10 protein-coding genes are annotated in these 15,140 nt (G+C 64.8%); 3 read left to right on the forward strand and 7 right to left on the reverse strand.

What is annotated here, in order from left to right; genetic code table 11:
* Window positions 1–13 precede the first annotated feature (13 nt).
* From KHO41_RS13040 to KHO41_RS13060, 5 genes are all read right to left on the reverse strand, one after another.
* Window positions 14–1,312: a CaiB/BaiF CoA transferase family protein gene (locus KHO41_RS13040; RefSeq protein WP_211953697.1), complete on the reverse strand. Its 1,299-nt coding sequence runs from the start codon at window positions 1,310–1,312 to the stop codon at window positions 14–16.
* A gap of 78 nt (window positions 1,313–1,390) precedes the next feature.
* Window positions 1,391–2,548 carry an acyl-CoA dehydrogenase family protein gene (locus KHO41_RS13045; protein ID WP_211953698.1) on the reverse strand — a complete coding sequence of 386 codons (1,158 nt, stop codon included), beginning with the start codon at window positions 2,546–2,548 and terminating at the stop codon, window positions 1,391–1,393.
* Window positions 2,549–2,643: 95 nt separating this feature from the next.
* A complete protein-coding gene (locus KHO41_RS13050; RefSeq protein ID WP_211953699.1) occupies window positions 2,644–3,852 on the reverse strand; it encodes an acetyl-CoA C-acetyltransferase in 1,209 nt (402 codons plus the stop codon).
* Window positions 3,853–3,899: 47 nt separating this feature from the next.
* A complete protein-coding gene (locus KHO41_RS13055; protein WP_211953700.1) occupies window positions 3,900–5,216 on the reverse strand; it encodes an acetyl-CoA hydrolase/transferase family protein in 1,317 nt (438 codons plus the stop codon).
* A 15-nt stretch (window positions 5,217–5,231) separates the two neighbouring features.
* Window positions 5,232–6,125: a MaoC/PaaZ C-terminal domain-containing protein gene (locus tag KHO41_RS13060; RefSeq protein WP_211953701.1), complete on the reverse strand. Its 894-nt coding sequence runs from the start codon at window positions 6,123–6,125 to the stop codon at window positions 5,232–5,234.
* A 328-nt stretch (window positions 6,126–6,453) separates the two neighbouring features.
* Between KHO41_RS13060 and KHO41_RS13065 the strand changes: the two genes are divergently transcribed.
* The 3 genes from KHO41_RS13065 to KHO41_RS13075 all read left to right on the forward strand — a co-directional run bounded on the left by KHO41_RS13065 (window position 6,454) and on the right by KHO41_RS13075 (window position 12,477).
* Complete coding sequence (locus KHO41_RS13065) at window positions 6,454–7,620, forward strand: acyl-CoA dehydrogenase family protein (RefSeq protein WP_211953702.1); 1,167 nt, start codon at window positions 6,454–6,456, stop codon at window positions 7,618–7,620.
* Window positions 7,621–7,746: 126 nt separating this feature from the next.
* Window positions 7,747–8,496 carry a 3-oxoacyl-ACP reductase FabG gene (gene fabG / locus KHO41_RS13070; protein WP_211953703.1) on the forward strand — a complete coding sequence of 250 codons (750 nt, stop codon included), beginning with the start codon at window positions 7,747–7,749 and terminating at the stop codon, window positions 8,494–8,496.
* Window positions 8,497–8,967: 471 nt separating this feature from the next.
* A complete protein-coding gene (locus KHO41_RS13075; RefSeq protein WP_211953704.1) occupies window positions 8,968–12,477 on the forward strand; it encodes a pyruvate carboxylase in 3,510 nt (1,169 codons plus the stop codon).
* Between the two features lie 87 nt (window positions 12,478–12,564).
* Here KHO41_RS13075 and KHO41_RS13080 read toward each other — a convergent pair whose 3' ends face one another.
* Entirely contained in the window at window positions 12,565–13,908 is a 1,344-nt protein-coding gene (locus tag KHO41_RS13080) for a cytochrome P450 (protein ID WP_211953705.1), read from the reverse strand.
* A 340-nt stretch (window positions 13,909–14,248) separates the two neighbouring features.
* A complete protein-coding gene (locus KHO41_RS13085; RefSeq protein ID WP_211953706.1) occupies window positions 14,249–14,998 on the reverse strand; it encodes a carboxymuconolactone decarboxylase family protein in 750 nt (249 codons plus the stop codon).
* Between the last annotated feature and the right edge of the window lie 142 nt (window positions 14,999–15,140).

Consider the following 15,140-nt stretch of genomic DNA (forward strand, 5'->3'; position numbering starts at 1 on the left):
GGCGGCAATCGGCTTACACCACGCCCTTGGCGCGCAACGCTTCCAGTTGCTGCGGTTCGAGCTTCAGGTAGTCGCGCAGCACCTCGTCGGTGTGCTGCCCGAGTGCCGGCGGGGCGTAGCGCAGCGTGGGCGGCGTGTCGGACAGGCGCAGCGGGCTGGCCGCGGTGACCACCTGGTTCACGCTCTGCCCGGCGGGCGGCGTCGCACCCGGATAGCGTTCCTGTTCGATGCGCAGTCCGCGCGACTGCACGTGGGCGTCGGCATATGCCTCGGCGATATTGTTGATCGGGCCGCAAGGCACTGAGTTGGCTTCGAGCAGCGTCACCCATTCGGCCGTCGTGCGGGTGCGCGCCAGCTCCGTCAGCATTGCGATCAGCGCCTTGCGGTTGTTGACGCGGCCGGTATTGGTCGCATAGCGCTCGTCACGCGCCCAGTCCACGCCGGCGGCTTCGCAGAAGCGGGCGAACTGCCCGTCGTTGCCGATGGCCAGCAGCATGTTGCCATCGGCGGTGGGGAAGTCCTGGTAGGGCACCACGCTCGGGTGGATATTGCCCTGGCGCCGCGGCACATCGTTGGCGTTGAGGAAGCCCGCGCCCTGGTTGGCCAGTACTGCCATGGCGACGTCCAGCAACGCAATGTCGATATGCTGGCCGCGGCCGGTGAAGTGGCGCGCCTCGAGCGCTCCGAGAATCGCGGTAGTCGCGTACATACCAGTGAACAGGTCGATCACCGCGACACCCACCTTCATCGGGCCGCCGCCGGGCTCGGCGTCGGCATGACCGGTGATGCTCATCAGGCCGCTCATGGCCTGGATCAGCAGATCGTAGCCGGGGCGCGCCGCATAAGGGCCGGTATGGCCGAAGCCAGTCACCGAGCAGTAGATCAGGCGCGGGTTGATCGCGGCGAGGCACTCATAGTCCAGCCCGTAGCGCTTGAGCCCGCCGGTCTTGAAGTTCTCCACCACCACGTCGCTGTGCCGCGCCAGCTCGCGAATCAATTCCTGGCCCTCGGGCGTGGACATGTCCACGGTGACCGAGCGCTTGTTGCGGTTGGCCGCGGTGAAATAGCTGGCCTGCCGCGTGGGCTTGCCATCCTCGCCAGTCAGGAACGGAGGGCCCCAGTGCCGCGTGTCGTCGCCTTCGCCGGGCTTCTCGATCTTGATCACGTCGGCGCCCATATCCGCCAGGTTCTGGGTGGACCAGGGACCGGCGAGCACGCGTGAAAGGTCGAGCACACGCAAGTGGCTCAGCGCGCCGGTGCGGGGCGAGGGGGATGGCAATTCTGGAAAGGCTGTGGAGGCGGAAACTGTCATGGTGGCGCTTGGGAGTAACTTCGGACTGCCGCGCCTTGCGGACGGGCAGCGGTACGGCAATGGTACCGGGCGCGGAACTCAGGCGCCTCGCGCCTCGCGGATCATGTTGCGCGCAATGATGACCTGCTGGATCTGCGTGGTGCCCTCGTACAGCCGGAACAGGCGCACATCGCGATAGAAACGTTCGATCCCGTACTCGGAGATATAGCCCGCGCCGCCGAGGATCTGCACGGCGCGATCGCACACCCGGCCTACCATTTCCGTGGCGAACATCTTGCAGCAGGACGCCTCGGTCGACACGTTCTTGCCCTCGTCGCGGCGGCGCGCGGCATCGATCACCATGCATTCGGCCGCATAGAGCTCGGCCTGGCTGTCGGCCAGCATGGCCTGGATCAGCTGGAACTCGGCGATCGGCTGGCCGAACTGCTCGCGTTCCAGCGCGTAGTTCAGCGCGTCGCGCAGTACGCGCTTGGCCACACCCACGCTCACGGCCGAGATATGCAGACGGCCCTTGTCCAGCACCTTCATCGCGGTCTTGAAACCCTGGCCTTCCTTCAGGCCGATCAGATTGGCCGCCGGTACGCGTACGTTCTCGAAGATCACGTCGCAGGTATGCGCGCCTTTCTGGCCCATCTTCACGTCGCGCTTGCCGAAGCTGATGCCCGGCGTTGTGGCATCGACGATAAAGGCCGACACGCCGGCCGATCCCTTGATGTCGGGGTTCGTGCGCGCCATCAGCGTGAACATGCCGGCCTGCGGCGCATTGGTGATGAAGCGCTTGGTGCCGTTGACCACGTAATGGTCACCGTCCTTGATCGCCGTGGTGCGCAGCGAGCCGGCATCGGAACCGGCATCCGGCTCGGTCAGTGCGAACGATGCAAGGATCTCGCCCGTAGCCAGCCGCGGCAGCCAGGCGGCCTGCTGTTCCGGCGTGCCGTCCATCAGGATGCCCTGCGAGCCGATGCCCACGGTGGTGCCCAGCAGCGAGCGGAATGCCGGCGAGGTCTGGCACAGCTCCATGACCACGCGCGCTTCCTCTTCCATGGTCAGCTCCAGCCCGCCAAAGCGCTCGGGGATGGTCATGCCGAACAGGCCCATCTCGCGCATGTCCTGCACGATGTCCTGCGGGATTTCATCGGTCTCGGCGACCAGGGCCTCGGCGGGCACGAGGCGCTCGCGCACAAAGCGGCGCACGCTGTCGAGCAGGGCTTCCAGGGTTTCGTTGTCGCGGATCATGTCAGGTCTACCTGCGTTAAGTGTTGGTGCAGATGCGCCCGCCTTGCTCCCTTTCCCGTAAGCGGGAGAAGGGAGCAAAGCTGGCTGCCAGCCAATCAGTGGCGTTCAAATACCGCAGCAATGCCCTGACCACCGCCGATACACATGGTTTCCAGGCCATAGCGGCCGCCGCGGCGCTGCAGTTCATGCAGCAGCGTTGCCAGGATGCGCCCGCCGGTGGCGCCGATCGGGTGGCCCAGCGAGATGCCCGAGCCGTTCACGTTGAGCTTCTGCTCGATGGCGTCCTGGTCGTTCCATTCCCAGCCCTTGAGCACAGCCAGGACCTGGCACGCGAAGGCTTCGTTCAGTTCCACCAGGTCCATCTGGTCCAGCGTCAGGTTCAGGCGTGCCAGCAGCTTCTTGACTGCGGGAACCGGGCCGATGCCCATGTGCGAGGGCTCGCAGCCGGCCGCGGCCCAGCCCACCAGCGTGGCCATCGGGGTCAGGCCCAGTTCGGCCAGCTTGTCTTCGGCGACGATCAGGCAGGCGGACGACGCGTCGTTCTGCTGGCTGGCGTTACCGGCGGTCACCGTGCCGTTGGGCATCAGCGCGCGCAGCTTGCTCAGGCTTTCCGTCGTCGTGCCGGGGCGGAAGCCCTCGTCGCGCGCGAAGGTCACGGGGTCGCCCTTGCGTTGCGGCACCTGCACCGGCACGATCTCCGCGTCGAAGCGGCCGGCTTCCCACGCGGCCGCTGCGCGCTCATGGCTGCGCGCGGCGAAGGCATCGGCCTGCTCGCGGGTGATGCCGTAGTCGCGTGCCAGGTTCTCGGCGGTTTCGATCATCCCGGAGATCTTGCCGAAGCGATCGACCGGCTGCGAACGCTCGCGGCCGCGGTCGAGGCGGTCGTAAAACTTTACGTTGCCCGAACGCGAGCCCCAGCGCATGTCGGTGGTGTAGTACTCGATGTTGCTCATGCTCTCGACACCGCCCGCGATCACCACGTCGGCCGCACCGCTTTGCACCATCATCGATGCGGTGACGATGGCCTGCAGGCCGCCGCCGCAACGGCGGTCCAGCTGCATGCCCGGGACTTCGACGGGCAGGCCGGCCTGCAACGCGGCCCAGCGGCCCACGCACGGCACTTCGCTGTTGGCGTAGGACTGCGCAAACACCACGTCATCGATGCGTGCGGGATCGATGCCACTACGCTCGACGACGGCACGCACGGTCGTGGCGGCCAGCTCCTCGACGGAAACCGGGCGCAGGCTGCCCCCGAAGGTGCCGACGGCGGTACGGAGGGGAGTGACGATAGCGGCTCGACGCATGAAAGTCTCCTTGGGAATTCTGTTAGGTACGCGAAAAAGGCGGTGGGTCAGGCAGTACCTGCCTGTGCAACGAAAACGGCGCCGCATTGGTGCAGCAGCGTGTGGGCCTGGCGCTCCAGGTCCTCGCGGTGTTCGGGGGCGGCAATGTCCAGCATGCGGCGTACGCGCTGCGACAGGGTCTTGCCGCGCAGATCGGCGACGCCGTGCTCGGTCACGATCAGGCCTGCGTCGGAACGCGCCGTGCTGACCGGGCCGGACAGCTGCGCCACGATGCGGCTTGCGCCCTTGGCTGTGGCCGGCAGGGCAACAATGGGCAGGCCGCCGCGGCTGCGCGCGGCCCCGCGCAGGAAGTCCGGGGCACCGCCAACGGCGCCCACGTAGACGCCCGCGGCGACTTCGGCATTGACCTGGCCGGTCAGGTCGACCTCGATGGCCGAATTGATCGCGGCCAGCTTGTCGATGCTGGCGAGCACTTCGGGATGATGGGTATAGCTGGTCTCGCGCAACTGCAGCTGCGGATTGCGGTGCGCCCAGCGCCGCAGCCGTTCGCTGCCCATCAGGACGCCGGCGATGCCGATGCCGGTATCAATGGTCTTGCGCGCGTTGGTCAGCACGCCGGCTTCGGCCAGCGCGGCAATGCCGTCGCCGATCGCGCCACTGTGCAGGCCCAGGTCGCGGCGGTCGCCCAGCGCCGCCACGATGGCCTCGGGCAGATTGCCGATACCCATCTGCAGCGTGGCACCGTCCTCGACCCAGCCGGCGATGTGGCGGGCAATGGCCTGCTCGGCCGGACCGGGCGCGCTGCGCTCCAGGCTGATCGGCGCATGCGCGGCATCCACCAGCAGGTCGATATCGTCCGCGGTCAGGTGGCGGCTGCCGTAGGTCCATGGCACCTCCGGATTGACTTCCGCGATGATGACGCGGGCGCAGTCGAGCGCGGCGGGGATGTATTCATGCACCAGGCCCAGGCTGTAGCGGCCTGCCTCGTCGGGGGGCGATACCTGCACCAGCACGACGTCCGCGCGCAGCGTGCGCTCGCGAATCAGCCCGGGCAGGTGCGAGTAGTGGCTTGGCACGATGTCCAGGACACCGGCCTTGGCCAACTGCCGGTGGGGACCACTGGCGGCATAGCCGAAGAAATCGATCACGTCGGCCTGGGCCGGCTGGAGCGTCTCGGATTGGCCGATCCCGACAAAGACGCCGAGCCGGCCGCCCTGCGCGATGGCGTGGCGGTGCTCAACCAGCGCGCGCGTCAGCGTCAGCGGTTCGGCCGTGGCCTGCCCCCACCAGATGTGATCTCCGGGGCGGATCAGGGCGCTCAGGTCCGTGGCAATGCGTGCCGTGTCCAACGTCGTTGCGTTCATGGCGTGCGCTCTGGCTCAAGCGATTTCGGCCCAGCCATGGCTGAGCACGACCTTGTCGCGCTCCAGTACCTTGGCGCGCAGCTGGTAGTGGTTTGGGTTCTCCGTTGTGCGCCAGATTTCCGTCACCAGGGTCTCGCCGGGGAACACCGGGGCGGTGAAGCGGATATCGAGCGCGCGCAGGCGGGACGGATCGTGCTCCGCGCACTGGCGCACCAGCGCATGCGCCACCAGCCCGTAGCTGGCCAGGCCGTGCAGGATGGGGCGCTCGAAGCCAGCTGCCTTTGCTACGGCCGGATCCGCGTGCAGCGGGTTGAAGTCGCCCATCAGGCGGTACAGCAGCGCAGCCTCGGGGCGGATGGCCTGGGTGTCGGTGAAGTGCGGCGCCTGGTCTTCCGGCGTGGGGCGTAGCGCGGGCAGCGGCGTATCACTGGGCTGACCGCCATCGAGCTCGCTATAGCCGCCGTCGCCGCGCAGGAAGCTCACTTGCTGCACGGTCGCGAGCAATTCGCCTTCGGCGGTTTCCAGCCGGCGTTCCGTGACCATGATGGCGCCTTTGCCTGCGCCCTTGTCAGTCAGGTGGGTGATGCGGTTGTGGCCGACGATGTCGGCGCTGGCGGGCAATGGGCGGTGAAGGCGCATGCGCTGCTCGCCGTGCAGCAGCTTGACCCAGTCGATGCCCGTATCGGCTTCGCGCGCCCAGAAACCCGGATAACCCAGCACGACCGCTTGTGACGGCAGCGTGCGCAGGCCGCCAGCAGCCCCCTCGTACACAAAGGGCAGCGCAGCCGCGTCCAGCGGGTCGTTGCCGAGCCCCAGGGCGAGCGCATACAGCATCGTGTCGCGCTCGGTATAGCGCTGGCGGACAGGGGCGAATGGACGCTGCTTGAGGTGTTGGTAGCTGACTGCCATGTGCTTGTTCCTATGTCATCGTCAGGAAATTGCGCAAAGCATGTCGTCAAAGCCGGATTTTCGCTATTTGACAATGCCAATGGTCGTCTTCGGCGTTTGCGAAAACCGGGCCTTCGCCGAAGTGGAAGGCGCGCTTTCACAAAGGCTGATTGTCTGGCTCGCCGAAGGCAGCGACCATTGCGGCCATGACAAGGGTGGACGTCCGCATGGAGAGAGCAAATGTCGGCAGGCCCGCCCTGTGTCCCTTGCACCGCAATTCCATTCTCCGGAATCGCGATTGCTGCTCGTGCCAGCAAACGCTGACGACAATGAACACCAGAGACGTGCCATGATCGAACAGACCCAATCGAACAACTTCCAGGAAATTCGCGATGCCGTCCGCGCACTATGCGCGGAGTTTCCGGACGAATACTTCCGCAAGGTGGATGAGCAGCGCGCCTATCCGGAGGCCTTCGTCAATGCACTGACCGAGGCAGGATGGCTGGCAGCCCTGATCCCGCAGGAGTACGGCGGTTCCGGCCTGGGGCTGACGGAAGCGTCGGTGATCATGGAAGAGATCAACCGCTGCGGCGGCAATTCCGGTGCCTGCCACGGTCAGATGTACAACATGGGAACGCTGCTGAGGCATGGTTCCAAGGCGCAGAAAGAAAAGTACCTGCCGAAGATTGCTTCGGGGGAATGGCGCCTGCAATCCATGGGGGTGACCGAGCCGACCACGGGCACCGATACCACCAAGATCAAGACCTCGGCAGTCAAGAAGGACGGGCGCTACGTCGTCAACGGTCAGAAGGTCTGGATCAGCCGCGTGCAGCACAGCGACTTCATGATCCTGCTGGCGCGTACCACGCCGCTGGCAGAGGTGACGAAGAAGAGCGAAGGGATGTCCATCTTCATGGTCGATCTGCACGAGGCGCAGAAGAAAGGCCTGACCGTGCGTCCCATTGCCAACATGGTCAACCACGAGACCAATGAACTCTTCTTCGAAGACCTGGAGATCCCAGAGGAAAACCTGATCGGTGAAGAAGGCAAGGGCTTCAAGTACATCCTGGACGGCCTGAACGCCGAGCGCACGCTGATCGCAGCGGAGTGCATTGGCGATGGCTACTGGTTCATGGATCGCGTGACCAAGTACGTCAAGGAGCGGCAGGTTTTCGGTCGCCCCATCGGTCAGAACCAGGGTGTCCAGTTCCCGATCGCCGAGTCCTTTATGGAGATCGAGGCGGCAAACCTGATGCGCTGGAAGGCTTGCGAACTGTACGACGCGCACGAGCCGATGGGAGCCCAGGCCAACATGGCCAAGTACCTGGCAGCCAAGGCAAGCTGGGAGGCCGGCAACGCGTGCCTGCAGTATCACGGCGGCTTCGGCTTTGCCTGCGAATACGATGTGGAGCGCAAGTTCCGCGAGACCCGTCTCTATCAAGTGGCACCGATCTCGACGAACCTGATCTATTCCTTCGTCGCGGAGCACATCCTCGGCTTGCCGCGGTCGTTCTGACCGGTACTGCGGCCGCGCCTGGTTGAAGGGGCAGAGGCGCGGAAAGCCTCTGCCGATGCGGCCACGCCATTCATTGTCTGTCGCGACGGGTCCTGCCGACGCGGTTCATCGAAAAAAGGAAGGAAAATGGATCTGCGGATCAAAGACCGAGTTGCCATTGTTACCGGGTCTGCACGCGGGCTCGGCGCGGCAACGGCTCGCCGTCTGGCGGAAGAGGGTGCGCGCGTGGTTGTGACGGACGTGCTCAGGGACCGCGCCGAAGAGACTGCCGCGGCGATGCGTGCCGATGGCCTGCAAGCTCACTGCGTGATCGCTGATATCACCAAAGGCGAAGAAGTGCGCCAACTGGTGGAAGAAACGGTCTCACATTTTGGCGGGGTGCATATCCTCGTCAACAATGCCGGATTTCCGCGAGACAAGTATCTCGTGAAAATGAGCGAGGAAGACTGGGACCTCGTCATGGAAGTCATGCTGAAGGGCGCCTTCCTGGCGACCAGGGCCGTGATGCCGCATTTCATTGAACAGGGTTGGGGCCGCGTGATCAACATCAGCTCGCGTGCGCACTTCGGAAATCCTACGCAGGCAAACTATTCCGCTGCCAAAGCAGGACTGATCGGCATGGCAAAGGCGCTGGCGATCGAGGAAGGGCGCTATGGCGTCACGGTGAACTGCGTGGCACCGGGTTTCATCGAGACCGAGATGGTGCAGGCGTTGCCGACGTACGAAACGATCAAGGAGCGTGCCGTGCAGATGCAGCCCGTCAAACGCGTCGGCCGGCCGGCGGATATTGCCGACGCGGTGGCCTTTCTGGCTTCCGAGTGCGCCGGCTTCATTTCCGGTGAAGTGCTGCATGTGAGCGGGGGCCGTTTTGGCTAAGTAGGCGTAAGGCCTGACACGAATGCTGAACAGGAGTGCATGGTGGCGTACGGAAGACGAAGCGGAACATGCGAGGACCGCGAGCCGTTTGATGATTCGGGGAGTATCTGTGCCGCACAGGCGCGGCATGATGGAGGCAATCAGGTTCAACTGACTCCAAAGCGTTCACATTGGGCGTGGGCCAATGCAATAGGACACCATGACTGGATGGATTCGCATACCCCTTTTGCCTACCACGATCAGTGATTCGTTTGCATTGTCGGCCAGCGGCGGTCCGCCGGATTCCGCGGTCTGATCGCCGGCTGACAATCGCCGCTCTTTCGGCAGCAATGCTGCCGCCTCGCTGTTTGCCTTCCACTACCTGAGACCCGAATTGGCCATGTGCGGCGAGAAGGGTTCCTCAAGCTAATCCTTTGCGCCATTGACCATGCCCAGCCTCAAGAGGCGTGGCCGATTGCATTCTTCGCGCCCATGAACTACACACCCATCAAATCCCTGCTGATTGCCAACCGATCCGAGATCGCGATTCGCGTGATGCGGGCTGCCGCCGAGATGAACATCCGGACGGTCGCCATCTATTCGAAGGAAGACCGGCTCGCGCTCCATCGCTTCAAGGCGGATGAAAGCTACCTGGTCGGCGAGGGCAAGAAGCCGCTGGCGGCCTACCTCGATATCGACGACATCCTGCGCATCGCACGGCAGGCCAAGGTCGATGCCATCCACCCGGGCTATGGCTTTCTCTCGGAGAACCCGGATTTCGCGCAGGCCGTGATGGATGCCGGCATCCGCTGGATCGGCCCGTCGCCGGATGTGATGCGCAAGCTCGGCAACAAGGTCGCGGCGCGCAATGCCGCGATCGAGGCGGGCGTGCCGGTGATGCCGGCCACCGACCCGCTGCCGCAAGATCTGGACGCGTGCAAGCGCCTGGCAGCCGGCATCGGCTATCCGCTGATGCTCAAGGCGAGCTGGGGCGGTGGCGGACGCGGCATGCGTATGCTGGAGAATGAACAGGACCTTGAAACGTTGCTGCCGGCCGCAAGGCGCGAGGCGCTGGCCGCGTTTGGCAACGATGAGGTCTATGTCGAGAAACTGGTACGCAATGCGCGCCACGTGGAAGTGCAGGCGCTCGGCGATACGCATGGCAACCTCGTGCACCTGTACGAGCGCGACTGTACCGTGCAGCGGCGCAACCAGAAGGTGGTGGAGCGCGCGCCCGCGCCCTACCTCGACGACGCCGGCCGCGCGGCGCTGTGTGACGCGGCGATGCGCCTGATGCGCGCGGTCGGCTACACGCACGCCGGCACGATCGAATTCCTGATGGATGCCGACTCCGGCCAGTTCTACTTCATCGAAGTCAATCCGCGCATCCAGGTCGAGCACACGGTCACCGAGATGGTCACCGGCGTCGATATCGTCAAGGCGCAGATCCGCATCACCGAGGGCGGCCATATCGGCATGACCGAGAACACGAGCGACGCCGACGGCAAGATCGTGGTGCGTGCCGCGGGCGTGCCAGAACAGGCAGGGATCTCGCTGAACGGGCATGCGCTGCAATGCCGGATCACGACCGAGGATCCCGAGAACGGCTTCCTGCCCGACTATGGCCGGCTGTCCGCCTACCGCAGCGCGGCAGGCTTCGGCGTGCGCCTTGATGCCGGCACTGCCTATGGCGGCGCGGTAATCACGCCGTACTACGATTCGCTGCTGGTCAAGGTCACGACCTGGGCACCAACCGCGCCCGAGTCGATCCGGCGCATGGACCGCGCGCTGCGCGAGTTCCGCATCCGCGGCGTGGCGTCCAACCTGCAGTTCCTCGAAAACGTCATCAACCATCCGTCGTTCAAGGCCGGCGACGTCACCACGCGCTTTATCGACAAGACGCCAGAACTGCTCGCCTTCACCAAGCGGCAGGATCGCGCGACCAAGCTGCTGCACTATCTCGGCGATGTCTGCGTCAATGGCCATCCCGAAATGACCGGCCGCTCGCTGCCATCGTTGCCGCTGCCCGCGCCGGTCCTCCCGGCGGTGGACGCAACGAGCCCGCTGCCGACCGGCACGCGCGATCTGCTGCGCGAGCTTGGTGCGGAAAAGTTCTCGCAATGGATGCTCGAGCAGAAGCGGGTGCTGCTAACCGACACGACGATGCGCGATGCGCACCAGTCCCTGTTCGCCACGCGCATGCGCACCGCCGACATGCTGCCGATCGCGCCGTTCTACGCGCGCGAACTGCCGCAGCTGTTCTCGATGGAGTGCTGGGGTGGTGCGACGTTCGATGTGGCCCTGCGCTTCCTCAAGGAAGACCCGTGGCAGCGTCTTGAGCAATTGCGCGAGCGGGTGCCGAACATCCTGTTCCAGATGCTGCTGCGCGGCTCGAATGCGGTCGGCTACACCAACTACGCGGACAACGTGGTGAAGTTCTTCGTGCGCCAGGCCGCCAGCGCCGGCGTGGACGTGTTCCGTGTGTTCGATTCCCTGAACTGGGTGCGCAATATGCGCGTGGCCATCGATGCCGTGGGCGAAAGCGGCGCGCTGTGCGAAGGCGCGATCTGCTACACCGGCGACATCTTCGACGGCTCCCGTCCCAAGTACGACCTGAGGTACTACGTCGGCATCGCGCGCGAGCTGAAGCAGGCCGGCGTGCATGTGCTGGGCATCAAGGACATGGCCGGCATCTGCCGCCCGCAGGCGGCGGCTGCGCTGGTCAAGGCGCTCAAGGAAGAGACCGGGTTGCCCGTGCATTTCCATACGCACGACACCAGCGGCATCTCGGCCGCGTCCGCGCTGGCCGCCATCGAGGCGGGCTGCGATGCGGTGGATGGTGCGCTCGATGCCATGAGCGGACTCACGTCGCAACCGAACCTGTCGAGCATCGCCGCGGCGCTGGCCGGCAGCGAGCGCGACCCCGGACTGAGCCTGGAGCGGCTGCACGAGGCGTCGATGTACTGGGAAGGCGTGCGTCGCTACTACGCGCCGTTCGAGTCGGAAATCCGCGCCGGTACGGCCGATGTCTATCGCCACGAAATGCCTGGTGGCCAGTACACCCACCTGCGCGAGCAGGCGCGTTCGCTTGGCATCGAGCATCGCTGGACCGAGGTGTCGCGCGCTTACGCCGATGTCAACAAGATGTTCGGCGATATCGTGAAGGTGACGCCGACTTCCAAGGTGGTCGGCGACATGGCGCTGATGATGGTCGCCAATGACATGAGCGCGGCCGATGTTTGCGATCCGGCGAAGGACATTGCGTTTCCTGAATCGGTGGTCTCGCTGTTCAAGGGCGAACTGGGCTTCCCGCCGGACGGATTCCCGGAAGCCCTGTCGCGCAAGGTGCTGCGCGGCGAGCCGCCTGCGCCTTACCGCCCGGGCGACCAGATTCCGGCGGTCGATCTGGAGGCAGTGCGCGTTGCCGCCGAAGCGGCCTGCGAGCAGCCGCTCGACGACCGCCAGCTTGCTTCGTACCTGATGTATCCGAAGCAAGCGGCTGATTACCACGCACATGTGCGCACCTACAGCGATACCTCGGTGGTGCCAACGCCTGCCTATCTGTATGGCCTGCAACCCCAGGAAGAGGTGGGCATCGATATCGCGCCGGGCAAGACGCTGCTGGTATCGCTGCAGGGCATGCATGCCGACGCCGAAGAGGGCAACATCAAGGTCCAGTTCGAACTGAACGGGCAGTCGCGCACGGCGGTGATCGAGCAGCGCAGCACCGTGCAGGCCGGCACGTCACGCCACAGCCGTCCGGTTGCCGATCCCGAGAATCCGCTGCATATCGCCGCGCCGATGCCGGGCTCGATCGTGACCGTGGCGGTCCAGCCGGGACAACGCGTGACCGCGGGCACAACGCTGCTGGCGCTGGAGGCGATGAAGATGGAAACCCATATTGCCGCCGAGCGTGACTGCGAGATTGCGGCCGTGCATGTGAAACAGGGTGACCGTGTCGCCGCCAAGGAATTGCTGATCGAACTGAAACCTGCGGATTGATAGCGCTTCGGCGTCCTATTCCTTGAAGGCCGCAGGAAGGCGCAAGTCAGCCTGCCGATCCGGCGCATCTGCGCCGGATCGGGCTTCTTACGCGGCCTCGCTTCCCTGTTGTACCCGGAGTGTGGTCAATCCGCGGTAGAGGGGGTTGCCATTCCAGTCCGGTTCGGCATCGACGAGCGAAAGCGTGGGCCATTGGCGCAGAAGCGCGCGGAAGACGATTTCCGCTTCCATCAGCGTCAGCGCGGCGCCGATGCAGACATGCGGGCCATGCCCAAACGAAAGGTGCGAACCATCACGCCGTGTGACATCCAGCCGATCGGGATTGGGATAGCGCGCCGGATCGCGATTGGCCGCGCCGATCAGGCCAATGACCAGGTCTCCGCGCCGCAGCTGTCGCCCATGGAGGAGCATGTCTGTGGCAACCCGACGGCCGGTGTATTGGACCGGGCTCTCGTAGCGCAGCAACTCGCGCAGGGCATTGGGTAGCAGTTCCGGTTCCTGCCGCAGGCGCTGCCACTGTTCGGGATGGCTCAGCAACGCATGCAGCCCGTTGCCGAGCAGATTGCGCGTCGTTTCGTGACCGGCGAACAGCAGCATGGCGCATTGCGCCAGGAGTTCAGCCCCGCCCTCGATCCTGCCTTCCGCTTCCGCATACAGCAGGTGCCCGATCAAATCCCTCTGCTCCGGCTGCGACTCGCCCGCGTCCTGTGCCTTGCGGCGTGCCAGCATCGCTTCAAAGGCAGCGGCCATTTTGAGCAGGCTGACCTGGGCGCGCCGTTTCAGCGACGCGTCGGGGTCCGGTGCGCCGATGAAGGCGGCCAGGTCTTCGGACCAGGCCAGGAAGTCGGATTGGTTCTCGCCGTCCATACCGAGCAGCCGGGCAATCACCATCGCTGGCAGTGGCCTGGCGATCAATTCCATGAAGTCGAAGGTCCCGGTGCCTGCCTGCTGCGCCATCAGCCCGGCGACCATCTGTTCGATGGTGCCGGCAAAGGCGCGCAGGGCAGCGGGGCGGAACCCGGCATTGAGTATCTGTCGCAACCTCGAATGATCGGGCGCATCCACAAACAGCATGGCCCGGCTGAACAGGCGCTGGAAAGGACAAAGCGCCTGTCGCTCGTCATCGCTGCCGCGCATCACCCAGCCGCCAGTCCGTCGGGCGGAATACCTCGGGTCGCGCAGCACGGCTTCCACATCTTCATGGCTGGAAAGCAGCCAGGCACCACCGAAGAACTCTTCGCTCCAATGGATAGGGCCACGCGTACGTAGCGTGTGGTAGGCAGGATAGGGGTCGCGCAGGAACGCAGTGTCGACCAGTCGGTCGCAGGATATCAACGCCCTGTCCGTCACTTCCCCGCCGCGAGGCTGGCGTGGTGATCCGGGGGGGAGCGCTCGATGGTAGGCGGTGGTGCTGCCGGCAATGCTGGACATGAGGGCTGTTGTGTTGGCTGGCGGATGATGCCTGGTATCCGCCTGGCAGCCGCCGGGCATGTCTGCGTCCTTCTACCGTCTCGAACGGTGAAAGCACCAGGACCAGGATTCGGAGACCAGATGGTACTCAGGTCCGGATTCGCACCGCAACTTTGCTCGCGGAGGCAAGTTGCGGGCTGGTAGCGGAGGAAAGCCGGGAGAAGCCGACAAGTTGTCGATCAATGAAGTGAATGCGACTTATGGGAGGCTTCACGACCACGCGTCAGTGGAACTCGACAGGGCCGAAGGGATGGCCCCGGGGGAATGCGCGTAGGTGCGGGAACCGTCCCGTCGATGCACGCTAGCCGTGGCGCGGGCGCTTGGCGCGAAGATGAGGCGCGCCAAGGAGGAAGCTCTGCATGCCGACGCAACTGACGATCTGCATGACCTGCAGCACTTGCGAGGGTGTGGCGCCATGGCGCAGGGCGTTGCGGGTGTGGATGCGAACGCCGGCTTCGAACAAGTGGGTGGTTGAAACGTCGATTGCCACGTACAGCAATTCTTTGACGAACGGAGGCAGAGGGCCGGATTTCCAGGGTGTCGACGAGAATGCGGTGTAGCCCTCGAAGAAGGCAGGAGAGCTCCTGACCATGGACTGTAGCTCGTCGCTCCAGTAGCCGCGCTTCTCGGTGAATTGCGCCTTGACCCTGTCGAACTTCTCATCGAGCGGGAACGCCGTGTCGAGCGATTCGCCGGCGGAGGCCAGCTCCTCCAGCAGGATGGGCACACCCACCATATATCCGTGAATGCCCAGAACCGAAGCGATCTGCAGGACTTCCCGAAGCTCCTCGCGGGTCGCGCCGTGATTCAGTGCGCCCTGAATGTGATAGCCGACGGCTTCTGAATTCAGATGCGTCACGCTCGCGCTCGCCGCGATCAGGATGAAGTCGCAGATCTTTGGCTCGAGATGCCCTGAACCCAGCGCGACGCCGGCCATCTGAAGATAGTCGCCGAAGAACGCGGGATCTTCCTCCATCGCAAGCGCCATCGCCTCGTTCCAGTAGCCGTGGAGTTCTTCGAATCTTGCCTTGAGGGCTGCCGTGTCCGCCACGATGCCTCCTTATGAATGTGTGTGCTGCGGTGATGAGCCTTGTGCAGGACGCGGGATGCGGCGCCACGATGCCACCTGGATTCCGGCATCGGATCTGTCAGGTCGGAGTCGCGCTGCCCCGGACTGCTCCGTCTGGATCCTA

It is taken from the genome of Cupriavidus numazuensis, assembly GCF_905397435.1.
Taxonomy (GTDB): domain Bacteria; phylum Pseudomonadota; class Gammaproteobacteria; order Burkholderiales; family Burkholderiaceae; genus Cupriavidus; species Cupriavidus numazuensis.

Bases quoted from the DNA above. Each gene is read 5' to 3' on its own strand.
- KHO41_RS13050 (WP_211953699.1), bottom strand. From the start codon at position 3,852: ATGCGTCGAGCCGCTATCGTCACTCCCCTCCGTACCGCCGTCGGCACC.
- fabG (WP_211953703.1), top strand. From the start codon at position 7,747: ATGGATCTGCGGATCAAAGACCGAGTTGCCATTGTTACCGGGTCTGCA.
- KHO41_RS13060 (WP_211953701.1), bottom strand. From the start codon at position 6,125: ATGGCAGTCAGCTACCAACACCTCAAGCAGCGTCCATTCGCCCCTGTC.
- KHO41_RS13045 (WP_211953698.1), bottom strand. From the start codon at position 2,548: ATGATCCGCGACAACGAAACCCTGGAAGCCCTGCTCGACAGCGTGCGC.
- KHO41_RS13065 (WP_211953702.1), top strand. From the start codon at position 6,454: ATGATCGAACAGACCCAATCGAACAACTTCCAGGAAATTCGCGATGCC.
- KHO41_RS13080 (WP_211953705.1), bottom strand. From the start codon at position 13,908: ATGTCCAGCATTGCCGGCAGCACCACCGCCTACCATCGAGCGCTCCCC.
- KHO41_RS13075 (WP_211953704.1), top strand. From the start codon at position 8,968: ATGAACTACACACCCATCAAATCCCTGCTGATTGCCAACCGATCCGAG.
- KHO41_RS13040 (WP_211953697.1), bottom strand. From the start codon at position 1,312: ATGACAGTTTCCGCCTCCACAGCCTTTCCAGAATTGCCATCCCCCTCG.
- KHO41_RS13055 (WP_211953700.1), bottom strand. From the start codon at position 5,216: ATGAACGCAACGACGTTGGACACGGCACGCATTGCCACGGACCTGAGC.